This window comes from Microbacterium trichothecenolyticum (assembly GCF_000956465.1).
GTDB classification, from domain to species: domain Bacteria; phylum Actinomycetota; class Actinomycetes; order Actinomycetales; family Microbacteriaceae; genus Microbacterium; species Microbacterium trichothecenolyticum.
The window spans coordinates 1-16,537 of record NZ_JYJA01000013.1; the positions used below are offsets into that span (position 1 = coordinate 1).

Sequence of the window (16,537 nt, forward strand, 5' to 3'; positions counted from 1 at the left end):
TCCGCGGACGAGGCATCGACAGCCTCCCCAGCATCCGCACCACCACCGCAGAAACGCCTGACTAGACTGCCCGCAACCGTTCACTTTTCAAGCGCCGGAATCGACCAGTTCTGCAGCGCCGCCGACAATTCGCGAAAGGGGCGGCCCACCGCTCGTCCCCACGGCACGGCTCGTGCTCGCACATGATGCTCGGGATCGAACGTCGCAACCGAACCGGTGTGGCCAGAGCTGTTTCCCGATGTCCTGAGAGTCATCACGACGCTCTGCGCCTCGAAAAGTGTGGGCAAAATGTGGGCAAAACCAAATTTCGACCGAGACGCGAAGGGCCGCGATCCTTTGCAAACACTGGAATCGCGGCCCTTCGGACGTGGACGCGACGGCGGGAGTCGAACCCGCAACGCTCCCGGGTATGAACCGGAGCCCGGGACCGCCCGGATCGCCGCGATGACCCCACGCTAACCGCCGTCCGCGGGGATCGCCTCTGAGTGTCTGAGCGTGTCGAGCGATGACGACATGTGACGCCACGCGCACCCGCGCGAGAGAAACCCCGCCCCGCCTGCATCCGAACCTCCCCTCCCGCCGGAAGAACTCTTCAAACACGCGGCGACCGGCCGCCCGGAGAAGGAGGAACACTGTGCGAAAGAAGGTTCTCGCGGGAATCGCCGCCGGCATCGTCGCCGCGCTCGGTGTGGGCATCCCTGCAAGCGCAGCCACGAACACCAACGCCGTGCTCTCAGTCCTGCACGGCATTCCCGACACGCCTGTCGATGTCTACGTCAACGGCGCGCTCACGCTCGACGACTTCCAGCCCGGCGACCTCGCCGGCCCGCTCGATCTGCCCGCGGGCGCGTACGAGGTCGCGCTGACGGCGCCCGATGCCACCGATGCCAGCTCCCCCGTGCTCGGCCCCGTCACCCTCACGCTCGAATCCGGCAAGAACTACACGGCCGTCGCGCACCTCGACGCATCCGGCTCGCCGACGGTGACTCCGTACGTCAACGACACGTCGCCCACGGCGGCGGGGGAGGGACGCCTCGCCGTGCGGCACGTCGCGGCCGCGCCCGCCGTCGATGTGCTCGCCGGTGGAACGGCTGTGATCCAGGGGCTCGCGAACCCCGACGAGGCGTCGCTGGACCTGCCCGCCGGAACGATCGAGGCCTCCGTGGCCGCGGCCGGCACCACCGATCCTGTGCTCGGCCCGGCGCCCGTCGACGTGCAGGAGGGCGTGCTCACGATCGCCTACGCGTGGGGGAGCCTCGAGGACGACAACCTCGCGCTCGCGGTTCAGACGGTCACGGGCCTGCACTCGGCACCGGACGGCGTGAACTCGGGCACGGGCGGCCAGCTCGCGCAGCGCGACATGTTCCAGCAGTGGATGTGGGCGATCGGCGGTGTCGTCGTCGCCGCGGCGGTGGCGGCATCCGCTCTCGTCGTCGCGCGCAGCAGGGCACGGCGCTGAAGCACCGCGACATGGTCAGGGCGATCGCAGGAGTCGGAGCATCTCTCGCGATCGCCCTCGCGCTGACGGGGTGCGGCTCGTCCCCAGGGGCCGCCCCGTCGGCGCCGGCACCTTCTCAGACGGCGACGGCGCTCCCCACGCCCGCCGTCGAGGTGCCGGTCGCGGCGGCCACCCCCTCACCCCCACGGCGGCGCCTGCCGCCGGTCAGGGTGGTCGCCGCCTCCATCGACGTCGACGTGCCGGTGGTGCCGGTCGGTGTGGAGGCCGGAGGCTTCATGGAGCTGCCGGCCGACCCCGCGATCGGCGGGTGGTATCGCTTCGGCGCCGACCCCGCGGCATCCGACGGCAATGTCGTGATCTCGGCGCACGTCGATTCCCCGGAGTACCCGATCGGCCCGTTCAGCCGGTTGCGCGACCTTCCCGTCGGGGACGTCGTCGAAGTGACGGATGCCGCCGGCGACACGCGCAAGTACGCCGTCGAAAGCGTCACCTACTACCCGAAGGCGGAGCTTCCGGTCGACGAGCTGTTCGCCCGCTCGGGCACGCGCAGCCTCGTGCTGATCACGTGCGGCGGACAGTTCGACTCCCGCACGGGCCGTTACACGGATAACGTGGTCGCGATCGCGACCCCGATCACGTGACCCGGCGAAGGCGCCGGACCAGCAGAGGGGAATCAGCGTGGACGATGAGGAAGAGCGCGAGCTGTGCGGCCGTTTCGCCGCCGGTGACGAACGCGCCCTCGAGCAGATCTACCGACGATGGTCGCCGATCGTGTTCACCCTCGCGCTGCGGGTGCTCGGCGACAGAGGGGATGCCGAAGACGTGACGCAGAAGACCTTCGTCTCGGCATGGACCTCGCGGGCGTCGTACGACCCGGCCAAGGGCCGGCTCTCGACGTGGCTCGTCACGATCACCCGCCGCCGCATCGCCGACACCCTCGATGCGCGCCGGCGCGTGCGCGAACTGCAGGAGAAGCTGCAGCGGTTCGCGGTGACCGAGGAGCCGCTCTCGTCGGAGATCGATCTCGGAGACCGGATGCTGCTCGCCGACGAGATCGACCGCCTCGAGCCCGATGCGCAGCGCGTGGTGCGGCTGGCGTTCTACGACGACCTCACCCACCAGCAGATCGCGACGCGCCTCGACATGCCGCTGGGTACCGTGAAGAGTCACATCCGCCGAAGTCTCACCCGGCTGCGCGACCGATTGGAGGTGTCCCATGTCGCACCTTGACCCCGAGCGTCTTGCGCTGGTCGCCGTCGGAGAACCGCTGACGGATGCCGAGCAGGAGCACGTCGCGACGTGCGACGTCTGCTCGATCGAGCTGGCGGAGCTCGAGCACACCGTGGCGGTCGGCCGGTCCACCATGACCCTGGGCGAGCTCGAGACGCCTCCGGAGCGGGTCTGGGATCGCATCCTCGACGAGGTCCGGTCGCCGCAGCCGGCGGCATCCGAGGTGGGCGCGCCGGCGCCAGCGGGGTCGCCGCCGCCCTCAGCCGCTCCCGCGGACGCGCCACCTGTCGCAGACGAACAGCCGAAGCGGCGCGGCGGACTGCGAGGCGGACGGATGCTGTTCGCCCTGGCGGCGAGCATCGCCGCCGTCCTGGCGATCGTCGGCGTCTGGAGCTTCGTCAGGGCGCCGCAGTCGGTCGAGATCGCGTCGGCGACCCTGGCCGCGTTCCCCGATCACCCCGGCGCCGCCGGCACCGCGCAGGTGATCGAGCTCTCGGACGGGGAGCGCACGCTGACCGTGAACGTCGAGGACTTCGACGAGAGCGACGGGTTCCGCGAGGTCTGGCTGATCACCGCGGACGCCTCGGCTCTGGTGAGTCTCGGCGAGCTCGACGGGAAGAAGGGGACGTTCGTGGTTCCGGCCGACGTCGATCTGCGCGACTACGTGCTCGTCGACATCTCGCAGGAGCCGCTCGACGGAGATCCGACCCACTCCGGCGACTCGATCGTGCGCGGGCAGCTCGAGTTCAGCTGACCCGGCGCCCCTCGGCGAGGCGCCGGGGTGAGGGTGCGCGCGCGGATCCGGAACGAAACTCCCGGCTGCTGCATCCGTCCCCGCGTCTTCGGGCGAATACCTCTATGGCACCCTTCGTCCGGACGGTGCCGGGAATCGCATCGAAGGAGATCGGAACCATGAAGAAGTCTCGCCTGGCCGTTGCGGCGGTCGCCGCCCTGGCTCTCGTGTTCACAGCCACGCCCGCGCAGGCTCACGGTGGGGGCGCCCCCGCGGGCACGATCGTGGACGTCGCCGTCGCCGCATCGGGCGGTGGCGCCCCCGACGCCAATCCGTGGGACTACGACATCCTGGTTCAGGCGGTGCTGGCCACGGGGCTCAACGGGGCGCTCGCCGATACGAGCCAGACCTACACGGTCTTCGCGCCGAACGACCGCGCGTTCCTGCGGCTCGTGACCGACCTCACGGGAACGACGCCTGCCAGCGAGGCTGACGCGCTGGCCGCCATCACGTCGACGTTCACCACGGAGCAGATCTCGAACATCCTGCTCTACCACGTGGTCGCGGGCGAGAAGCTCGGCCCGGTGAAGGTCCTCACGTCGCGCTCGCTGACGATGGCGAACGGCGGCATCGTCAAGCCCCGCGGAATCAACCTGCGCGATGAGACACCTGCCCTCAGCGACCCGCGGCTGGTGTTCTGGGCGATCAACATCCCCGCGACCAACGGCGTGATCCACACGATCGATCGCGTCCTCGTTCCCGCTTCCTGACGGCGACCGCGACCGTGGTGGACCTCGGATGCGGGGGAGGCCACCATGGTCCTGCCGCCGGGATCCGCCGTGGTCGCGGCATCCGTCAATGTCCGTGGTGGGTGCCGACGGGCAGCACGGTGCCGTCGGCGTCCAGGAGCGCCGCGCCCTGGCAGACGCCGAGCGCGGGCACCACGACGACGGTGACCAGCGCCGCCGCAGCGACCAGGCCCCACAGACTCGACCGCGGGGACGGATGCCTCGTCCCTCGCACGATCCCGCAGGCTACGGCGACGCCGAGCGCCAGCAGGAGGACCACGGCGAGGATGCTCGCACGCCCGGGCGCGGTCGCGAGCAGCGCCACCGCGACGCCCATCCCGACGAACAGGCCGGCGACCGCGGTTCGCGGCGTCGGCGTCCGGCTGAGGTGGAGACTCGTGGCGCCCCACCCGAGAGCTCCCAGCCCCACCGCGGCCGACGCCACACCGAGCCCCTGTGAGAGCGGGTCGGCCTGCACGGCCACCATCGCAGCTGCCCCCAGCCCGACGGCGACGAGCCCGAAGCCCCACGCGCCGACCGGCACCCACGACGGGGCGCGGCTGACGCGCCCCGTCGTGTCCCCCCGAAGCTCGCTCACGCCGTCGCGACCTGCGATGACCGCTCGGCGGCCAGGCCCACGCCGAGCAGCACGATGGCGCTCGCGAGGTGCAGGAAGTGGTCGGGCGCGTTGAGCGCGAGGATGTTCGCCGGCGTGCCGACGAGGAAGAAGCCCACGACACCCAGCAGCAGGTACGCGGCGCCGACCGTGATGTTCACGATCTTGGCCGGGCGCGCACCGGCGATGCCGGCGATCAGCAGCGCCGCTCCGATGAGCAGGTGGGCGACGTTGTGCAGCGGGTTGACCTCGAAGATGCCCAGGAGCAGCCCGCCCTCGGTCGCTACGAAGCTGATGGGACCGGTGACGAAGAACCCGAGAAGGCCGACGAGGAGGTAGACGGCGCCGAAGACCGTGGCGACGATGCGGTTCGGTGACGAGCCCATGAGAGACCTCTCTTTCCCGCGGCGATCTGCCGCGCTGTGAAAGGTCTTCGGGGCGGGTTCGGAATCGGATGGGATGCTGCGGCTGCATCCATGACCGCCCGTCCGCCGGAATACATCCTCGAGGCTCGATGACGAGCCTCGAGGGAACGGCAGGAGGGGATCGCGATGCGAGCACCGACGGAGGCATTCACGTACCGATACACCCACTACGGCGACGCAGACGTACTCAAGCGTCATCAATACCCGATGCCGGCTCCCGGGCCGGGAGAGGTGCTGGTCGAGGTGATCTCGACGGCGATCAACCATATGGACGCCTTCCTGCGCAACGGCAAGGAGGACACGTGGCACGACGACCCGTGGCCGCGGTCGTCCGGCAGCGACTTCGCGGGGATCGTCCGCCGCTGCGGGCCGGGCGTGACCGCGCTGAGGGTCGGTGCGAACGTCGTCGGGCACACCAGGACCGGCGCCCACGCGAGCCACATCGTCGTGCCGGCGGACCAGCTCGTGGCCAAGCACGTGGCGATCGAGTGGGAGGTCGCCGGTGGTCTGTTCCTCGCTGGGGCCACCGCCTTGGAGACTCTCGACGACCTTCGGATCGGCCCCTCGGACACCGTCGTCATCTCCGCAGCGGCGGGAGGTGTCGGCAGCATCGAGGCGCAGGTGGCGAAGTACCGCGGCGCTCGGGTGATCGGCACGTGCGGGGAGCGCAACTTCGACTACTTGCGGCAGCTGGGCATCACGCCTGTGCGGTACGGCGAGGGGATGGCGGAGCGGATCCGGCGTGCCGCGGGCGCACCGGTCACCGCGTACATCGACAACTTCGGCAAGGACGGGAGGGAGGTCGCGGCAGCCCTCGGGGTTCCTCCGCAGTGCTACCGCTCCAGCGCCGACAGGCGCCAGGTCGAGCTGCGGCTGCTCCGCGACGACGCCGAGTCCGTCTCGCACGCGACGCAGGTGCTGCAGCGCGTGGTGGACCTCGCCGGCGCCGGAGCGTTCCGTCTCCTCGTGTCGGGCCTGTACCCCATCGAGGACATCGTGGACGCCTTCGAGGACCTGGCCAAGCTGCATGCGCGCGGGAAGATCGTCCTGGCCACCCGTCCGGTCACGCGGGCGCGCACGCTGCGAGCGCGGGAGGTGTTCGAGCGGATGCCCTGACTCGACCTCGTGAGAAGGATGCGGCGGGGGCGGGGAACGTGCCGTCCGGCAGCGAGTCCGCTCACCGAGGACCTCGCTGTGTAGCGTGAGAGCACTGCGGAGAGGGGGACCGGTGCCGTCGACCATCGCGTCGTTCCCCGTGCTGGGCATCGTCCTGGCCGTCGCCTCGGCCGCCGCTCTGGCGCTCGGCAACATGATGCAGGCGCGCGGGGTGCGCAGCGGCGCCACCGGATCCTTCGGCGCCAGGCAGTTCTTCGCCCTGCTGCGCAACGGCCCGTGGGTGATCGGTGCGCTGCTGATCGGGGGCGCCATCCTGCTCCAGCTGGCGAGCCTCACGTTCGCTCCGCTCATCGTGGTGCAGCCGGTCGGTGTCGTCGCACTCGTCTTCGCCTCGCTGCTCACGGCCCGCGCGACGCACACGAAGCCCTCCGGCACAGAGATGCGTGCCATCGCGACGAGCGTCATCGGGGTGGCGGCCTTCGTCGGCGTCGCTGCGCTGGTGAGCACCCAGCGCACGATCCACGACAGCCAGCTCATCGCCATCCTGCTCGCGCTCGCCGTCGTGCTCTGCGTCGCGATCATCGTGGCCGTCGTTCAGCGCGGACGCCGCGGACCCGCCGTGCTGATCGTCATCGCCGCCGGCGTGTTCTCGGGCTTCGTCGCGACGCTGGGCAAGACCGTGATCCTGCGGGTGCAGACGGTCCTCGCCGAGGGCGACTACCGCCTCGACTCCTCGAACCTGCTGACCCTGGCCTGCCTGATCGGGATCGCGGTCTCGGGCGGCCTCGCGATCTACCTCGTGCAGCGGGCGCACACCGTCAATTCGCCTGAAGTCGTCGTCGGCGGGCTCACGGTCATCGACCCCTTCGTGGCCGTCGTGCTCGGCATCACCATCCTCGGCGAGGCGACCGGAGCGCCGTTCTGGTCGCTGCTCGTGCTGGCGGCTGCCGGCGCGGTGGCGGTGTGGGGCGTGATCGATCTCGCCAGGGCGCAGCAGAGGAGCGCGAGCGACGCATCGCTCGGAGGCTGACCACGGGGGAGGAACGGATGCCGCGGGGGACTAGGCTGCTCGCTGGTCCGGGGCGTTTCGACGCGCTTCGCTCGCTCGACGACCGGGGGCTTGAGGCAACGCTCCCGCATCCAGGGTGAAGCCGCTGGCGCGCAGTCGTCCGGCCAGGTGCTCTCCCATCGCGACCATCGGGGTCAGAACGCCCGCGCGGGCGGGGAGGTCATCGAGCGCGAGGCTCAGCGCGGATTCGGCGAGCATCACGCCGGTGCCGCCATAGCCGGGATCGTACGGCGCGGCGATCCGCGTGCGCACCGGCCGGCCCTCGACCGGGTACACGTCGACTTCGAGGACGAAGCGACCGTGCTCGATCGCCTCAGCGCTGGGTCCGCTGCCAGGAGACGGAAGCACCCGGTCGACGACGGCGCGCGTCGGCGGAAACGCCAGCGCACCCACGAGCCCCGCCGTCCCGAGAGCGATTGCCATGGCGCGCGCGAGTCCGGCAGGGCCGCGCCCGGTCGCCACGACCTCGCGGTACTGCATCAGCTGGCCGTAGCTCCACCCCGTCAGGTAGTTGCTGCGCTGCACGATCTGCTGGTTGTACGAGCCCATGACGAACGGCGCCTGCCAGGTTCCGCGCACCTTGCCCCAGCCGCTGCCGGCGTGGCCGGGCAGACGCACGGATGGCCCGGGCGTGAGCGCGTAGGGGTTCGCGAGGAGGCGGCGGGTCGAGGCATCCCTCTTCGTCTCCTTCAGCTGCTGGCGGAGCGAGTCGATCGTGCCGCCGCTGATGCCGCCGCGCAGCGACCGCACCGTCAGGGTCGCCGCGACGATCGGCACACCGCCGGCGGCGGCGTGGGCGAGCCCGAGGCCGAGGTCGGACGGGACCGAGTCGAACCCGCACGAGTGCACGATCCTGGCGCCGGTGGTCTCGGCGACGGCGTGATTGCGTTCGATGCTCCGCGCCACGAAGATGCTCTCGCCCGACAGATCGGCGTACGACGTGCCGGCGCGGGCGCTCGCCGACGCAACGCCCGCGCCGTAGCGCAGGTAGGGCCCGACCGTCGTGGCGATGACGGAAGTGGATGCTGCGACCCGGCCGACGGCGGCATCGTCCGAGGTGTCGACCTCGATGATCGGCCAGTCGACGGCGAGTTCGCGCCTGACGTCGTCGAGGCGGGCGGTGGAGCGGCCGGCGATGGCGATCCGCACGCCGTCGGGCGCCGATCGCGCCAGATGGCGCGCGGTGTATCTGCCGACGAAGCCCGATGCGCCGAGCAGGACGATGTCGTGGTCGCGGTCATTCGTCGTCATGCTTCGGGAGCGTAGGCGCGGTTGCGCGCAAACGACAGCGGGTTGCACCTCGATGCGCAAGGGCTCGGCCTGGGGTTCTCGAGCCCCTGCGTGGCGTCGCACGACCCTGGCAGGCTGGGGGTATGCGAGAAGGAGATGCGATGAAGCAGCGCACGCTGGCAGGGCGACAGGTTTCGGCGATCGGGCTCGGCGCGATGCCGCTGTCGATGAACAACGACAAGGTGTACCCGTCGTTCGACGACGCGGTGGCGACGGTCCATGCAGCGCTCGACGCCGGCGTGACGCTCATCGACACCGCCGACATCTACGCGCCGGACGGTGAGGAGATGGGGCACAACGAGCGCATCGTCGCCGAGGCGCTGCGCACGTGGGACGGCGACGCGTCCAGCATCTTCGTCGCGACGAAGGGCGGGATCACGCTCGGTGAAGACGGCTCCAAGGGCCGCGACGGGTCGGAGGCGTACCTCCGCTCGGCGGCCGAGAGGTCGCTCGACATCCTCGGGGTCGACCAGATCGAGCTCTACCAGTACCACCGTCCTGACCGCTGGCTCGTCTACGGCGACATCATCGCGGGGCTCAAGGCGATGCAGGACGATGGCCTCATCCGCGCGGTCGGCATCTCGAACGCGAGCGTGGAGGAGATCCAGATCGCCATCGACGTGCTCGGCGAGGGCAACCTCGCGAGCGTGCAGAACGAGTTCTCGCCGAAGCATCCGGGCAGCATCGACGAGCTGCGCTTCTGCGAGAAGCACGGGATCGCGTTCCTGCCGTGGAGCCCGCTGGGCGGCACGGGCGGGGGAGCGCGCAGGGTCGGCGACCGGTTCTCGGCGTTCCGCGAGGTCGGCGAGGATCATGGCGTCAGCCCGCAGCAGGCGGTGCTCGCGTGGGAACTGGCGCTGGGCTCGCACGTCATTCCGATCCCGGGAGCTCGGCGTGCGGCATCCATCACCGACTCGGCTCAGGCGGCGGACCTCGAGCTCGGCGCTGACGAGGTCACGCGGCTGTCGGAGTCGGTGGGGATCTTCGACGACTGACTCATCCGGCTGGGGAACCGAAGCGGGCGACCAGGCGGAGGATCGTGGGCAGCCCGCGGGAGGTCGCCCGGTCGCCGGTGAGGCGCTCGAGCACCGGAGTGGCGTTGCCCTGGCCGTCGACGTCGTTGCGGACGAGCGCCCAGCCGGGTCCGGCGTCGACGATCTCGCAGCGGGCTCGGGTCATGAGGCTGATCGCGTCGGAGGCTCGGTTGTCGACCGTTCCGCCTCGGTGGAGGGTGAACTCGTACCCACGGGAATCGTGGGGCGCGCCGTGTTCGTCGACGATCGCGACGAGGTCGGCAAGCGCGATCCAGAGGATGTCGCGCTCGTGGCCGGATCTGACCGCGATCGCTTCTTCTGCGCCCTCGACGACTTCTGCGGGGTCGTCGGAGTCGAACAGGATCGTCCCGTTGCTCTGGAAGGTCTGAACGTCGGGGCACCCTGCGTCGGCGAAGCCGGCGACGATGTCGACGGTCGACGGATGGCCGCGCTGACCCTGGTTGACGTTCCGCATGAAGGCGACGCAGCGCATACGCCGAGAGTACGTGCGATGCTCCGGCTACCGGGAGATGCGGTTCTCGACCGCGCCGGCGCGCGAGGCGGCCAGAGCGGCGAAGGCCAGGGTCGGCCCAGGCCGCTCGTGCTGCGCGGCTGCCTCTGTGCGCAGCGCCTCGCGGCCCGGCCACGTGGGATCAGCGAGAGCAGCGATCGCCTCGCTGAGCTCGTGCTGGGTCGCGGTGTTCGGCGCGAGGGCCAAGCCGGTGCCGGAGCGTTCGACCGCTGCGGCGCCGGCGAACTGGTCCGTCGAGAACGGAAGCACGAGAACGGGCACACCCGGCCCGACCGACTCGGTCACGGAATTGTTGCCGCCGTGGGTGACCGCGGCGGCCGCTCGGTCGAGCAGGCGCACCTGCGGCAGGTATTCGCGCACCAGCCAGCCTCCGGGAACCGGCCCGAGAGCGCTCGCCGGAGTCGCGCCGATCGCGATCGCCGCGCGCAGCCCCGTCCGCGCGATCGCCGTCGCCACGCGCGCCAGCACGTCGCCCCGCACCGACAGGAAGCTGCCGAAACTCACGTAGACGAACGGCGCGACGTCGCGAAGGAACTCGTCGACCTCGGGATCGTCGCGCTCGTCGCGGCGCGTCGAGCCGAGGAAGACGTGGGGCGGCAGCATCCGTCCGTCGTCCGCCAGAAGGGCGGGGTAGTTGTACAGCACCACGTCGCCGTGAAGCGCGAACGCATCGGCGATCTCGTCGGCTCGCGGATCGAGCGTCCGAGCCGCGGTGTTCCACTGATGCGCGAAGCGGTCGGACACTTCGACGCAGAGTCGGCGCAGGTGCGCAAGCTCGGTGGGGTCGGGGTCGAACGCTCGGGGCCAGGCCGGCGGGCAGCCGTAGACCTCGCCTGCCACGGGCAGCGCGGAGGGATGGCCGAGCACCACATCCGCGTAGTCGATGCCGGCGGTGTGCAGAGCGAGGCGGGCGCTGAACGCGAGGTGGTCGACGAGGATGGCATCCGGGCGAACCTGATCGACGACCTCGAGCGTCGCTCGCGCCCGCTCTTCGGGCCGCCACATCAGGTCGGTCAGGCGCTCGCGGGCCTGGTACATCAGGGTGGGAATCATCCCGCGACGGGTGGCGTCGAAGAAGCGCTCGAGAGATGCCGCCTCCGCCGTCTGCTGCTCACGCGTGCGCATCACGCCCGCGTTCGCACCTCTGCCCAGGGGCAGGTCGACGCGCTCGAGGCCGAAGTCGGCGACGATCGGCGCCGTCGCCGACCCCGTGGCGACGACGACGTGCTCCCCGGCGTCGCGCCACGCGGTCGCGAGCGTCGCGAGCGGCAGGAGGTGCGAGGCGTAGTCGGGACTGATGACCAGGAGCGTCATGCGGGCTGCCTCGTCGCCTGCGCGAGCTCGGCCTCCTGCGCGACGACCGAGGCGTAGATCGGGGCGAGGGTGGCAGCCATCGCCTGGATCGTGAACTTCGATGCGACGACCTCGCGTGCCCGCACCGCGCGGTCCTCGTCGGCGTCGGCTGCACGGTCCAGGGCCGCCGCGATGGCACACGCGAGACGGTCGGAGTCCCACGTCGCCGTGAGGAATCCGGTGTCGCCGTGGTCAACGTAGGTCGCGGGCCCGCCGCCGTCGGGGGCGACCACCACGAGACCTGTGGCCATCGCCTCGAGCACCGCGAGGCCGAACTCCTCCTTCAGGCTGGCGCACACGTAGACGCCGCCGACGGCCGCGAGCCGCGGCATCCCGAATCTCGCCGCCGCCATCCAGCGCGCGGCGACGTCGTTGGGGCGATGACCCGGAAGGATCAGCCCGCGGCGCGCGCGTTCGTGCGGGGGTACCGCGGCGGCGATGCGATCCAGTTCGCCCTGCTCATCCCGGGACGGGTTCTCGAGGTCGCCTCCGATGATCAGAAGGTTCGCGCGGTCGGCGAGGGGCGATCGCGCCCACGTCTCGACGAGAGAGGCCATCCCCTTCACCCGGTGCAGACGCCCCACCGAGACGAGCAGCGGCAGTCCCCGGCGATCTGCGTCGAGACAGCCCAGCAGCGCCTCGAGTTCGGCGAACGCATTGTGCGCCGGCGTCGCAGCCGGACCGGCCGCTGTCCGCGCCTGGACGACCGCCCTGTCGATGACCGCGAGATCGACCCCCTCCGCGACGACGGTGTGCCGCTCGCTGCGCGACGTCATGTCGATTCCCACGAGTTCCTGCATCTCGTCGACGAGGTTCGGACGCGGAAAGAACACAGTGTGAGACGCCGATGCCGCGAGCTCCTTGACCAGTCGGACCCGGAACCAGAAGTGCTCGCGAAGGTCGGCCTCACCGAACCTCGCGCGCGTGAGGGCGCCGGAATCCTGCAGTGATTGGATCACGCTGTGCGGATCCGGCGCGACGGTGAAGATCGTCGGGATGCCCAGCTCCCTGGCGACGTCCGCGGCAGCGAGGCTTCCCACGTCGGCCATGCGCAGGTGCAGGACGTCGACGTCGACCGCGGCGCGGAGGATGCGACGGATGCCGCGCCGGGCGGCGACCCGATACGGCCACGCGGCTGCGGACGCCACCGGCTCATCGGGGAGGGGGATGTGCCCGTAGAGATGGCCGGTCGGAGTGCCGGCGAGCTGGAGCAGGTCGACGGTGCTCTGCCCGAGGCGGCCGCGGGACAGCGTGAGGACCCGCGTGACCGGGCAGTCGTCGGTCGCGATCAGCGCATCGCCGAGGCGCACCAGCAAGGTGGCGATTCCGCCGTTGTCACCTGCTCCGGCTGCCGAGAGCGCCGGGTCGATGTCGGCATGCAGGAAGAGCTGCGCGACCGTGAGCGCTCGCGGCGTCCGGTCCGGGAGTGAAAGGCGGAATGCGGGCGGGGCGGTGCTCGCGCCGGGCATGGGGTCGAGGTCGATCAGTGCGAGGCGAGCGATCGGCGCGAGAGGACCGCCGGTCGCCAGGAGCGCACCGAGCTCCTCCTCGAGCCCCGCGGTGTCGCGGCGCTGCCCGAGTGCGGCGATCGCGGTCGCGCGCACCGCATCGTGCTCGGCGGGATCCGACGCCACTTCGCGCAGCAGGCGCGCAGCGACCGGTTGAGTCACGAGCCCGAGGGTTTCGACGAGCGCTGCTCGGGGTGCAGCATCCGTGATTCCCAGCAGCGCTGCCTCGATGCCGATCGCGATCGTGTCGCTCGCGTGGCCCGACCACCTCTCGATGGTGTGCTGGGCCAGCATGCCCGTGAACCCGCCGGCGGCGACCAGTGCGAGCAGGCGTCCCACGGCCTCTGGCCGGGGCAGACTCTGGCCGAGCGCCCACGCGGCATGCTCCCGGATGAACGGCCGCTCGTCCGACAGCAGGGCGGCGAGCTGACGCTGCGCCTCGTCGTCGTGCATCTCCGCCAGCGCGTGCACCGCCGCGATGGCGGCGATGTCGTCGGTGCCCGCGAGCGCCGTCGACAGCACCCGCAGAGTGCGGACGCTGGGATCGCGGCCGGCTTCGAAGGCCAGGTCGTCGGCGGCGAGCAGCGCCTTGACGATCGTCGGGGCGTCGAGAACGTCGTCCATCGCGGTTTGAACGCCCACGTTCCACCTCACTCACCGCACGGGGCGCCCGTGCTGTCGAAAGGCTATGCCGCCGGGGGGCGCGGACGGGGTTCTTGACAAGATGGACCGGCCGGTGCAGGCGAACCCGGCGACCGGCGCGACCTCAGCGGCCGGCGGCGATCTCCTGGGTGCCGATCACCGAGAGCAGCTGCAGCCGCTCGTAGCTCGGGGTGCCGGGCGTCGCGGTGAGCACGAGGAGCGTCTGTCCCTGCTCGGGGTCGATGAGGAACTGGCACTGCATGTCCATCACGCCGACCTCGGGGTGCTGCAGGCGCTTCTCGCGCGCGTGCGTCGAGCGCACCTCGTGCTCGGCCCAGAGCTCGGCGAACTCGGGGCTCTCCTGCAGCAGCGACGACACCATCGCCCCGGAGCGGGAGTCGGCGCCGAACTTCGCGTAGGCGGTGCGGATCTCGGCGGCGAACGCGCGCGAATGCATCGGGTGGTCCTCGATCGGGTACACGGTGCGCGCCGACGGATCGGTGAACCAGCGATAGCCGACGCTGCGGGCGAACCCCTCGAAGCGCGTCTCGTCGCCGAACAGCGCGCGGGCCGCCGGCGTCTGCGCGAGCGTCTCGCCGAGCTCGGTCATCACCTGCGCGGGGGTGTCGGCGAGGCGGTCGAGGATGCGCATGAGGCCGGGCGAGACGTGCTCGCTGCGCAGTGCCCGAGCCGGTGCCGTGTGACCGGCGAGCCGGAACAGGTGGTCGCGCTCGTCGAGCGTGAGCCGCATCCCGCGAGCGATCGCGGCGAGCATCTGCTCCGACGGCTGCGGGCCGCGGGCCTGCTCCAGCCGGCTGTAGTAGTCGGTCGACATGTCGCAGAGGACGGCGACCTCCTCGCGCCGAAGGCCCGCCGTGCGGCGTCGAGACCCGCGGCGCAGCCCGACGTCCTCGGGCTGCAGCGCCTCGCGGCGGCGACGCAGGAAGTCGGCGAGCTGTGCTCTGTCCATGACCTGAGTCTGCGGCATCCTTCATTCCTCATCCAGGGAGCGGCGATCCCACCGTTTTGCGGCGCTCGCTCAGCGACCCGGCGTCGCGACGCGCACGCCGGTGAGCTGCTCGGAGAGCTCCCACACGCGACGAGCGTCGGCCTCGCCGCGCAGGCGAGAGTACATCGGCTGCTCCGCGGGCAGGCCGCTGAGGCGGCGGAAGCCCCTCGGCCCGTAGAGGTGACCGCCGCGGGCGTCGGGGCTTGTCGCCGCGTACACCGCCGACAGCGCGGCCGACGCGGGAGTGCCGAACAGGATGCCGCGCCGCGACATCGCCCGGATGAACTTCACCGCTGTCGTGTCGGCGGAACGCCCCATGCCTGGCTGGGCCGCGAGCAGGTTCGTCGGCGTGATGCCGGGATGCGAGAGGGTGCTGCGGATGCCCCAGCCCGCCGCATCCGATTTCCGTTGCAGTTGCATGGCGAACAGGCCGAACGCGATCTTCGACGAGCTGTACGCCGTCATCGGGTCGTAGCCGTGCTCCCAGTTCGGGTCGTCCCAGTTGACGGCGCCCTGATCGGCGGCGATGCTCACCTGGCTGGTGATGTACGCCTTCGCCTCGACAAGCAGCGGGAGCAGCTGCGCCACGAGCGCGAAGTGGCCGAGGTGGTTCGTCGCGAGCTGCAGCTCGAACCCGTCGGCGGAGAGCTGTCGGGTCGGCGGGTTCATCACGCCGGCGTTCGCGATGAGGAGGTCGATCGGGCGGCCTTCGTCGTTCAGCCGCGCGGCGAGAGCTCCGACGGAGTCCAGCGACGCGAGGTCGAGGGGGAGGACACGGATGCTGTGGGCTCCGGTCTGCTGTCGGATCTGGGTTGCCGCCGCCTCGCCTTTCTGCGGATTGCGGACCGGCATGAGGACGTCGGCGCCGGCGCGCGCGAGACGCGCGGCGATCTCGAGGCCGACGCCGTCGCTCGCGCCGGTGACGAGGGCGAGCTTGCCGGTGAGATCGGGAACGGAGATGTCGAGAGGTGTGGGCATGAGGGCTCCTGTGTGGGGTGGTGCTTCTCATGCTGGACGCGGGGGCGGCGCGGATTCAGGGCGCGGTCATCCGGGGATCGGGGATCCCCGGATACCGACGAACGTACCCGCTGGGCGGGGCGGTGGCGGCTCAGCGAGGTGGAGTCGCGGCGCCGATTCCTCCCCAGGACGTCGTGATTCGGGTCCCTTCGGGGTTATCCACAAAAGCGACTCGGACCTGCGGTTTTGAGGTGTCGGAATGTCGGAGCCCCTCGGCAGAATCGAAGGCATGAACTTCCCGCTGACCGAGCTCCGGGGCATCGCCGATCTGCTCGGCGACACGCTCGGTGCGCCGCTCGGTGGTGAGGCGCCGCGGGGTCTGTCGCACGGTGATCTGGTCGCCGCGTTGGGCGTCGTCGAGCAATTGGGGCGGATCACGGATGCCGCCCGGCTGGCGCTCGCCGGGGAGGTGGGGCGGCGTGCCGACTCCGAGTTCGGCGACGACCGGATCACCGCGCAGTACGGGTGCGGGTCGGCGCAGGAACTCGTGGAACGCGCCACGCGGGTCTCGGCAGCGACCGCGCGGGCACGGCTGCGGGACGCGAAGGCGGTCACGAGTCGGGTGACGCTGATCGGGCAGACCCGCCCCGCACCCCTCGACCGCGCCCGGGCCGCGCTGGCATCCGGGCGGCTCTCCGCGGACGCCCTGACCACGATCGTCGACGCGCTCAGACCGCTGCTGGGCCGGTGCACGGTCGACGAGATCGGGGCGGCCG

The 16,537-nt window shown here is 71.1% G+C and carries 16 protein-coding genes, 1 tRNA gene and 1 pseudogene; 9 read left to right on the forward strand and 9 right to left on the reverse strand.

All coding sequences use genetic code 11. The annotated features are described in order from the left end of the window. Nucleotides 1-368: 368 nt before the first annotated feature. A tRNA-Met gene (locus tag RS82_RS21220) sits at nucleotides 369-444 on the reverse strand. A 190-nt stretch (nucleotides 445-634) separates the two neighbouring features. On the opposite strand from RS82_RS21220, the gene RS82_RS00375 reads away from it, so the two are divergent. The 5 genes from RS82_RS00375 (at nucleotide 635) to RS82_RS00395 (ending at nucleotide 4,192) form a co-directional block, all read left to right on the forward strand. Next, a complete protein-coding gene (locus RS82_RS00375) occupies nucleotides 635-1,459 on the forward strand; it encodes a DUF4397 domain-containing protein (protein WP_045296124.1) in 825 nt (274 codons plus the stop codon). Between the two features lie 11 nt (nucleotides 1,460-1,470). Beyond that, nucleotides 1,471-2,100 (forward strand): class F sortase, encoded by a 630-nt coding sequence (locus RS82_RS00380; RefSeq protein WP_084695373.1) that lies wholly within the window; start codon nucleotides 1,471-1,473, stop codon nucleotides 2,098-2,100. A gap of 37 nt (nucleotides 2,101-2,137) precedes the next feature. Continuing rightward, on the forward strand, nucleotides 2,138-2,689 hold the full coding sequence (locus RS82_RS00385) for an RNA polymerase sigma factor (protein WP_084695374.1): 552 nt from the start codon (nucleotides 2,138-2,140) through the stop codon (nucleotides 2,687-2,689). After that, the gene (locus RS82_RS00390; RefSeq protein WP_045296130.1) at nucleotides 2,676-3,443 is read left to right on the forward strand and encodes an anti-sigma factor; all 768 of its coding nucleotides are present in this window, start codon (nucleotides 2,676-2,678) and stop codon (nucleotides 3,441-3,443) included. Before RS82_RS00385 ends, RS82_RS00390 begins: the two co-directional genes overlap by 14 nt. Before the next feature lie 158 nt (nucleotides 3,444-3,601). After that, nucleotides 3,602-4,192, forward strand: a complete 591-nt coding sequence (locus RS82_RS00395; RefSeq protein ID WP_045296144.1) for a fasciclin domain-containing protein — start codon at nucleotides 3,602-3,604, stop codon at nucleotides 4,190-4,192. A gap of 85 nt (nucleotides 4,193-4,277) precedes the next feature. On the opposite strand, the gene RS82_RS00400 is transcribed toward RS82_RS00395, so the two are convergent. Beyond that, the gene (locus tag RS82_RS00400; protein WP_052676617.1) at nucleotides 4,278-4,808 is read right to left on the reverse strand and encodes a hypothetical protein; all 531 of its coding nucleotides are present in this window, start codon (nucleotides 4,806-4,808) and stop codon (nucleotides 4,278-4,280) included. Continuing rightward, the gene (locus RS82_RS00405; protein ID WP_045296131.1) at nucleotides 4,805-5,212 is read right to left on the reverse strand and encodes a DUF4383 domain-containing protein; all 408 of its coding nucleotides are present in this window, start codon (nucleotides 5,210-5,212) and stop codon (nucleotides 4,805-4,807) included. The genes RS82_RS00400 and RS82_RS00405 overlap by 4 nt, the downstream gene beginning before the upstream one ends. A gap of 165 nt (nucleotides 5,213-5,377) precedes the next feature. Between RS82_RS00405 and RS82_RS00410 the strand changes: the two genes are divergently transcribed. Both RS82_RS00410 and RS82_RS00415 read left to right on the forward strand, forming a co-directional pair. After that, nucleotides 5,378-6,367 (forward strand): NADP-dependent oxidoreductase, encoded by a 990-nt coding sequence (locus RS82_RS00410; RefSeq protein ID WP_045296133.1) that lies wholly within the window; start codon nucleotides 5,378-5,380, stop codon nucleotides 6,365-6,367. Between the two features lie 112 nt (nucleotides 6,368-6,479). Further along, nucleotides 6,480-7,397: a DMT family transporter gene (locus tag RS82_RS00415; RefSeq protein WP_052676618.1), complete on the forward strand. Its 918-nt coding sequence runs from the start codon at nucleotides 6,480-6,482 to the stop codon at nucleotides 7,395-7,397. Between the two features lie 30 nt (nucleotides 7,398-7,427). Here the strand turns inward: RS82_RS00415 and RS82_RS00420 are convergent, their stop codons facing one another. Beyond that, entirely contained in the window at nucleotides 7,428-8,687 is a 1,260-nt protein-coding gene (locus tag RS82_RS00420; RefSeq protein WP_084695375.1) for a saccharopine dehydrogenase family protein, read from the reverse strand. 140 nt (nucleotides 8,688-8,827) lie between these two features. Between RS82_RS00420 and RS82_RS00425 the strand changes: the two genes are divergently transcribed. Then, nucleotides 8,828-9,721 carry an aldo/keto reductase gene (locus RS82_RS00425; protein ID WP_045296137.1) on the forward strand — a complete coding sequence of 298 codons (894 nt, stop codon included), beginning with the start codon at nucleotides 8,828-8,830 and terminating at the stop codon, nucleotides 9,719-9,721. A 1-nt stretch (nucleotide 9,722) separates the two neighbouring features. Here the strand turns inward: RS82_RS00425 and RS82_RS00430 are convergent, their stop codons facing one another. The 5 genes from RS82_RS00430 to RS82_RS00450 all read right to left on the reverse strand — a co-directional run bounded on the left by RS82_RS00430 (nucleotide 9,723) and on the right by RS82_RS00450 (nucleotide 15,782). Then, nucleotides 9,723-10,253, reverse strand: coding sequence for a DUF1697 domain-containing protein (locus tag RS82_RS00430; RefSeq protein WP_045296139.1), 531 nt, complete (start codon nucleotides 10,251-10,253; stop codon nucleotides 9,723-9,725). 27 nt (nucleotides 10,254-10,280) lie between these two features. Further along, entirely contained in the window at nucleotides 10,281-11,606 is a 1,326-nt protein-coding gene (locus tag RS82_RS00435) for a glycosyltransferase (protein WP_045296140.1), read from the reverse strand. Then, nucleotides 11,603-13,795, reverse strand: coding sequence for a glycosyltransferase (locus RS82_RS00440; protein WP_045296141.1), 2,193 nt, complete (start codon nucleotides 13,793-13,795; stop codon nucleotides 11,603-11,605). Before RS82_RS00440 ends, RS82_RS00435 begins: the two co-directional genes overlap by 4 nt. 124 nt (nucleotides 13,796-13,919) lie before the next feature. Next, nucleotides 13,920-14,765, reverse strand: a complete 846-nt coding sequence (locus RS82_RS00445) for a helix-turn-helix transcriptional regulator (protein WP_045296150.1) — start codon at nucleotides 14,763-14,765, stop codon at nucleotides 13,920-13,922. A 69-nt stretch (nucleotides 14,766-14,834) separates the two neighbouring features. Further along, nucleotides 14,835-15,782 carry an SDR family oxidoreductase gene (locus tag RS82_RS00450; protein WP_045296142.1) on the reverse strand — a complete coding sequence of 316 codons (948 nt, stop codon included), beginning with the start codon at nucleotides 15,780-15,782 and terminating at the stop codon, nucleotides 14,835-14,837. 268 nt (nucleotides 15,783-16,050) lie between these two features. Between RS82_RS00450 and RS82_RS00455 the strand changes: the two are divergent. Then, a pseudogene (locus tag RS82_RS00455) lies at nucleotides 16,051-16,537 on the forward strand (hypothetical protein); the annotation flags it as partial.

What these genes read in the sequence shown, in the direction of transcription:
- RS82_RS00380 (WP_084695373.1), top strand. Translation starts at nt 1,471, where the DNA reads ATGGTCAGGGCGATCGCAGGAGTCGGAGCATCTCTCGCGATCGCCCTC.
- RS82_RS00410 (WP_045296133.1), top strand. Translation starts at nt 5,378, where the DNA reads ATGCGAGCACCGACGGAGGCATTCACGTACCGATACACCCACTACGGC.
- RS82_RS00435 (WP_045296140.1), bottom strand. Translation starts at nt 11,606, where the DNA reads ATGACGCTCCTGGTCATCAGTCCCGACTACGCCTCGCACCTCCTGCCG.
- RS82_RS00430 (WP_045296139.1), bottom strand. Translation starts at nt 10,253, where the DNA reads ATGCGCTGCGTCGCCTTCATGCGGAACGTCAACCAGGGTCAGCGCGGC.
- RS82_RS00450 (WP_045296142.1), bottom strand. Translation starts at nt 15,782, where the DNA reads ATGCCCACACCTCTCGACATCTCCGTTCCCGATCTCACCGGCAAGCTC.
- RS82_RS00390 (WP_045296130.1), top strand. Translation starts at nt 2,676, where the DNA reads ATGTCGCACCTTGACCCCGAGCGTCTTGCGCTGGTCGCCGTCGGAGAA.
- RS82_RS00425 (WP_045296137.1), top strand. Translation starts at nt 8,828, where the DNA reads ATGAAGCAGCGCACGCTGGCAGGGCGACAGGTTTCGGCGATCGGGCTC.
- RS82_RS00395 (WP_045296144.1), top strand. Translation starts at nt 3,602, where the DNA reads ATGAAGAAGTCTCGCCTGGCCGTTGCGGCGGTCGCCGCCCTGGCTCTC.
- RS82_RS00420 (WP_084695375.1), bottom strand. Translation starts at nt 8,687, where the DNA reads ATGACGACGAATGACCGCGACCACGACATCGTCCTGCTCGGCGCATCG.
- RS82_RS00445 (WP_045296150.1), bottom strand. Translation starts at nt 14,765, where the DNA reads ATGGACAGAGCACAGCTCGCCGACTTCCTGCGTCGCCGCCGCGAGGCG.
- RS82_RS00405 (WP_045296131.1), bottom strand. Translation starts at nt 5,212, where the DNA reads ATGGGCTCGTCACCGAACCGCATCGTCGCCACGGTCTTCGGCGCCGTC.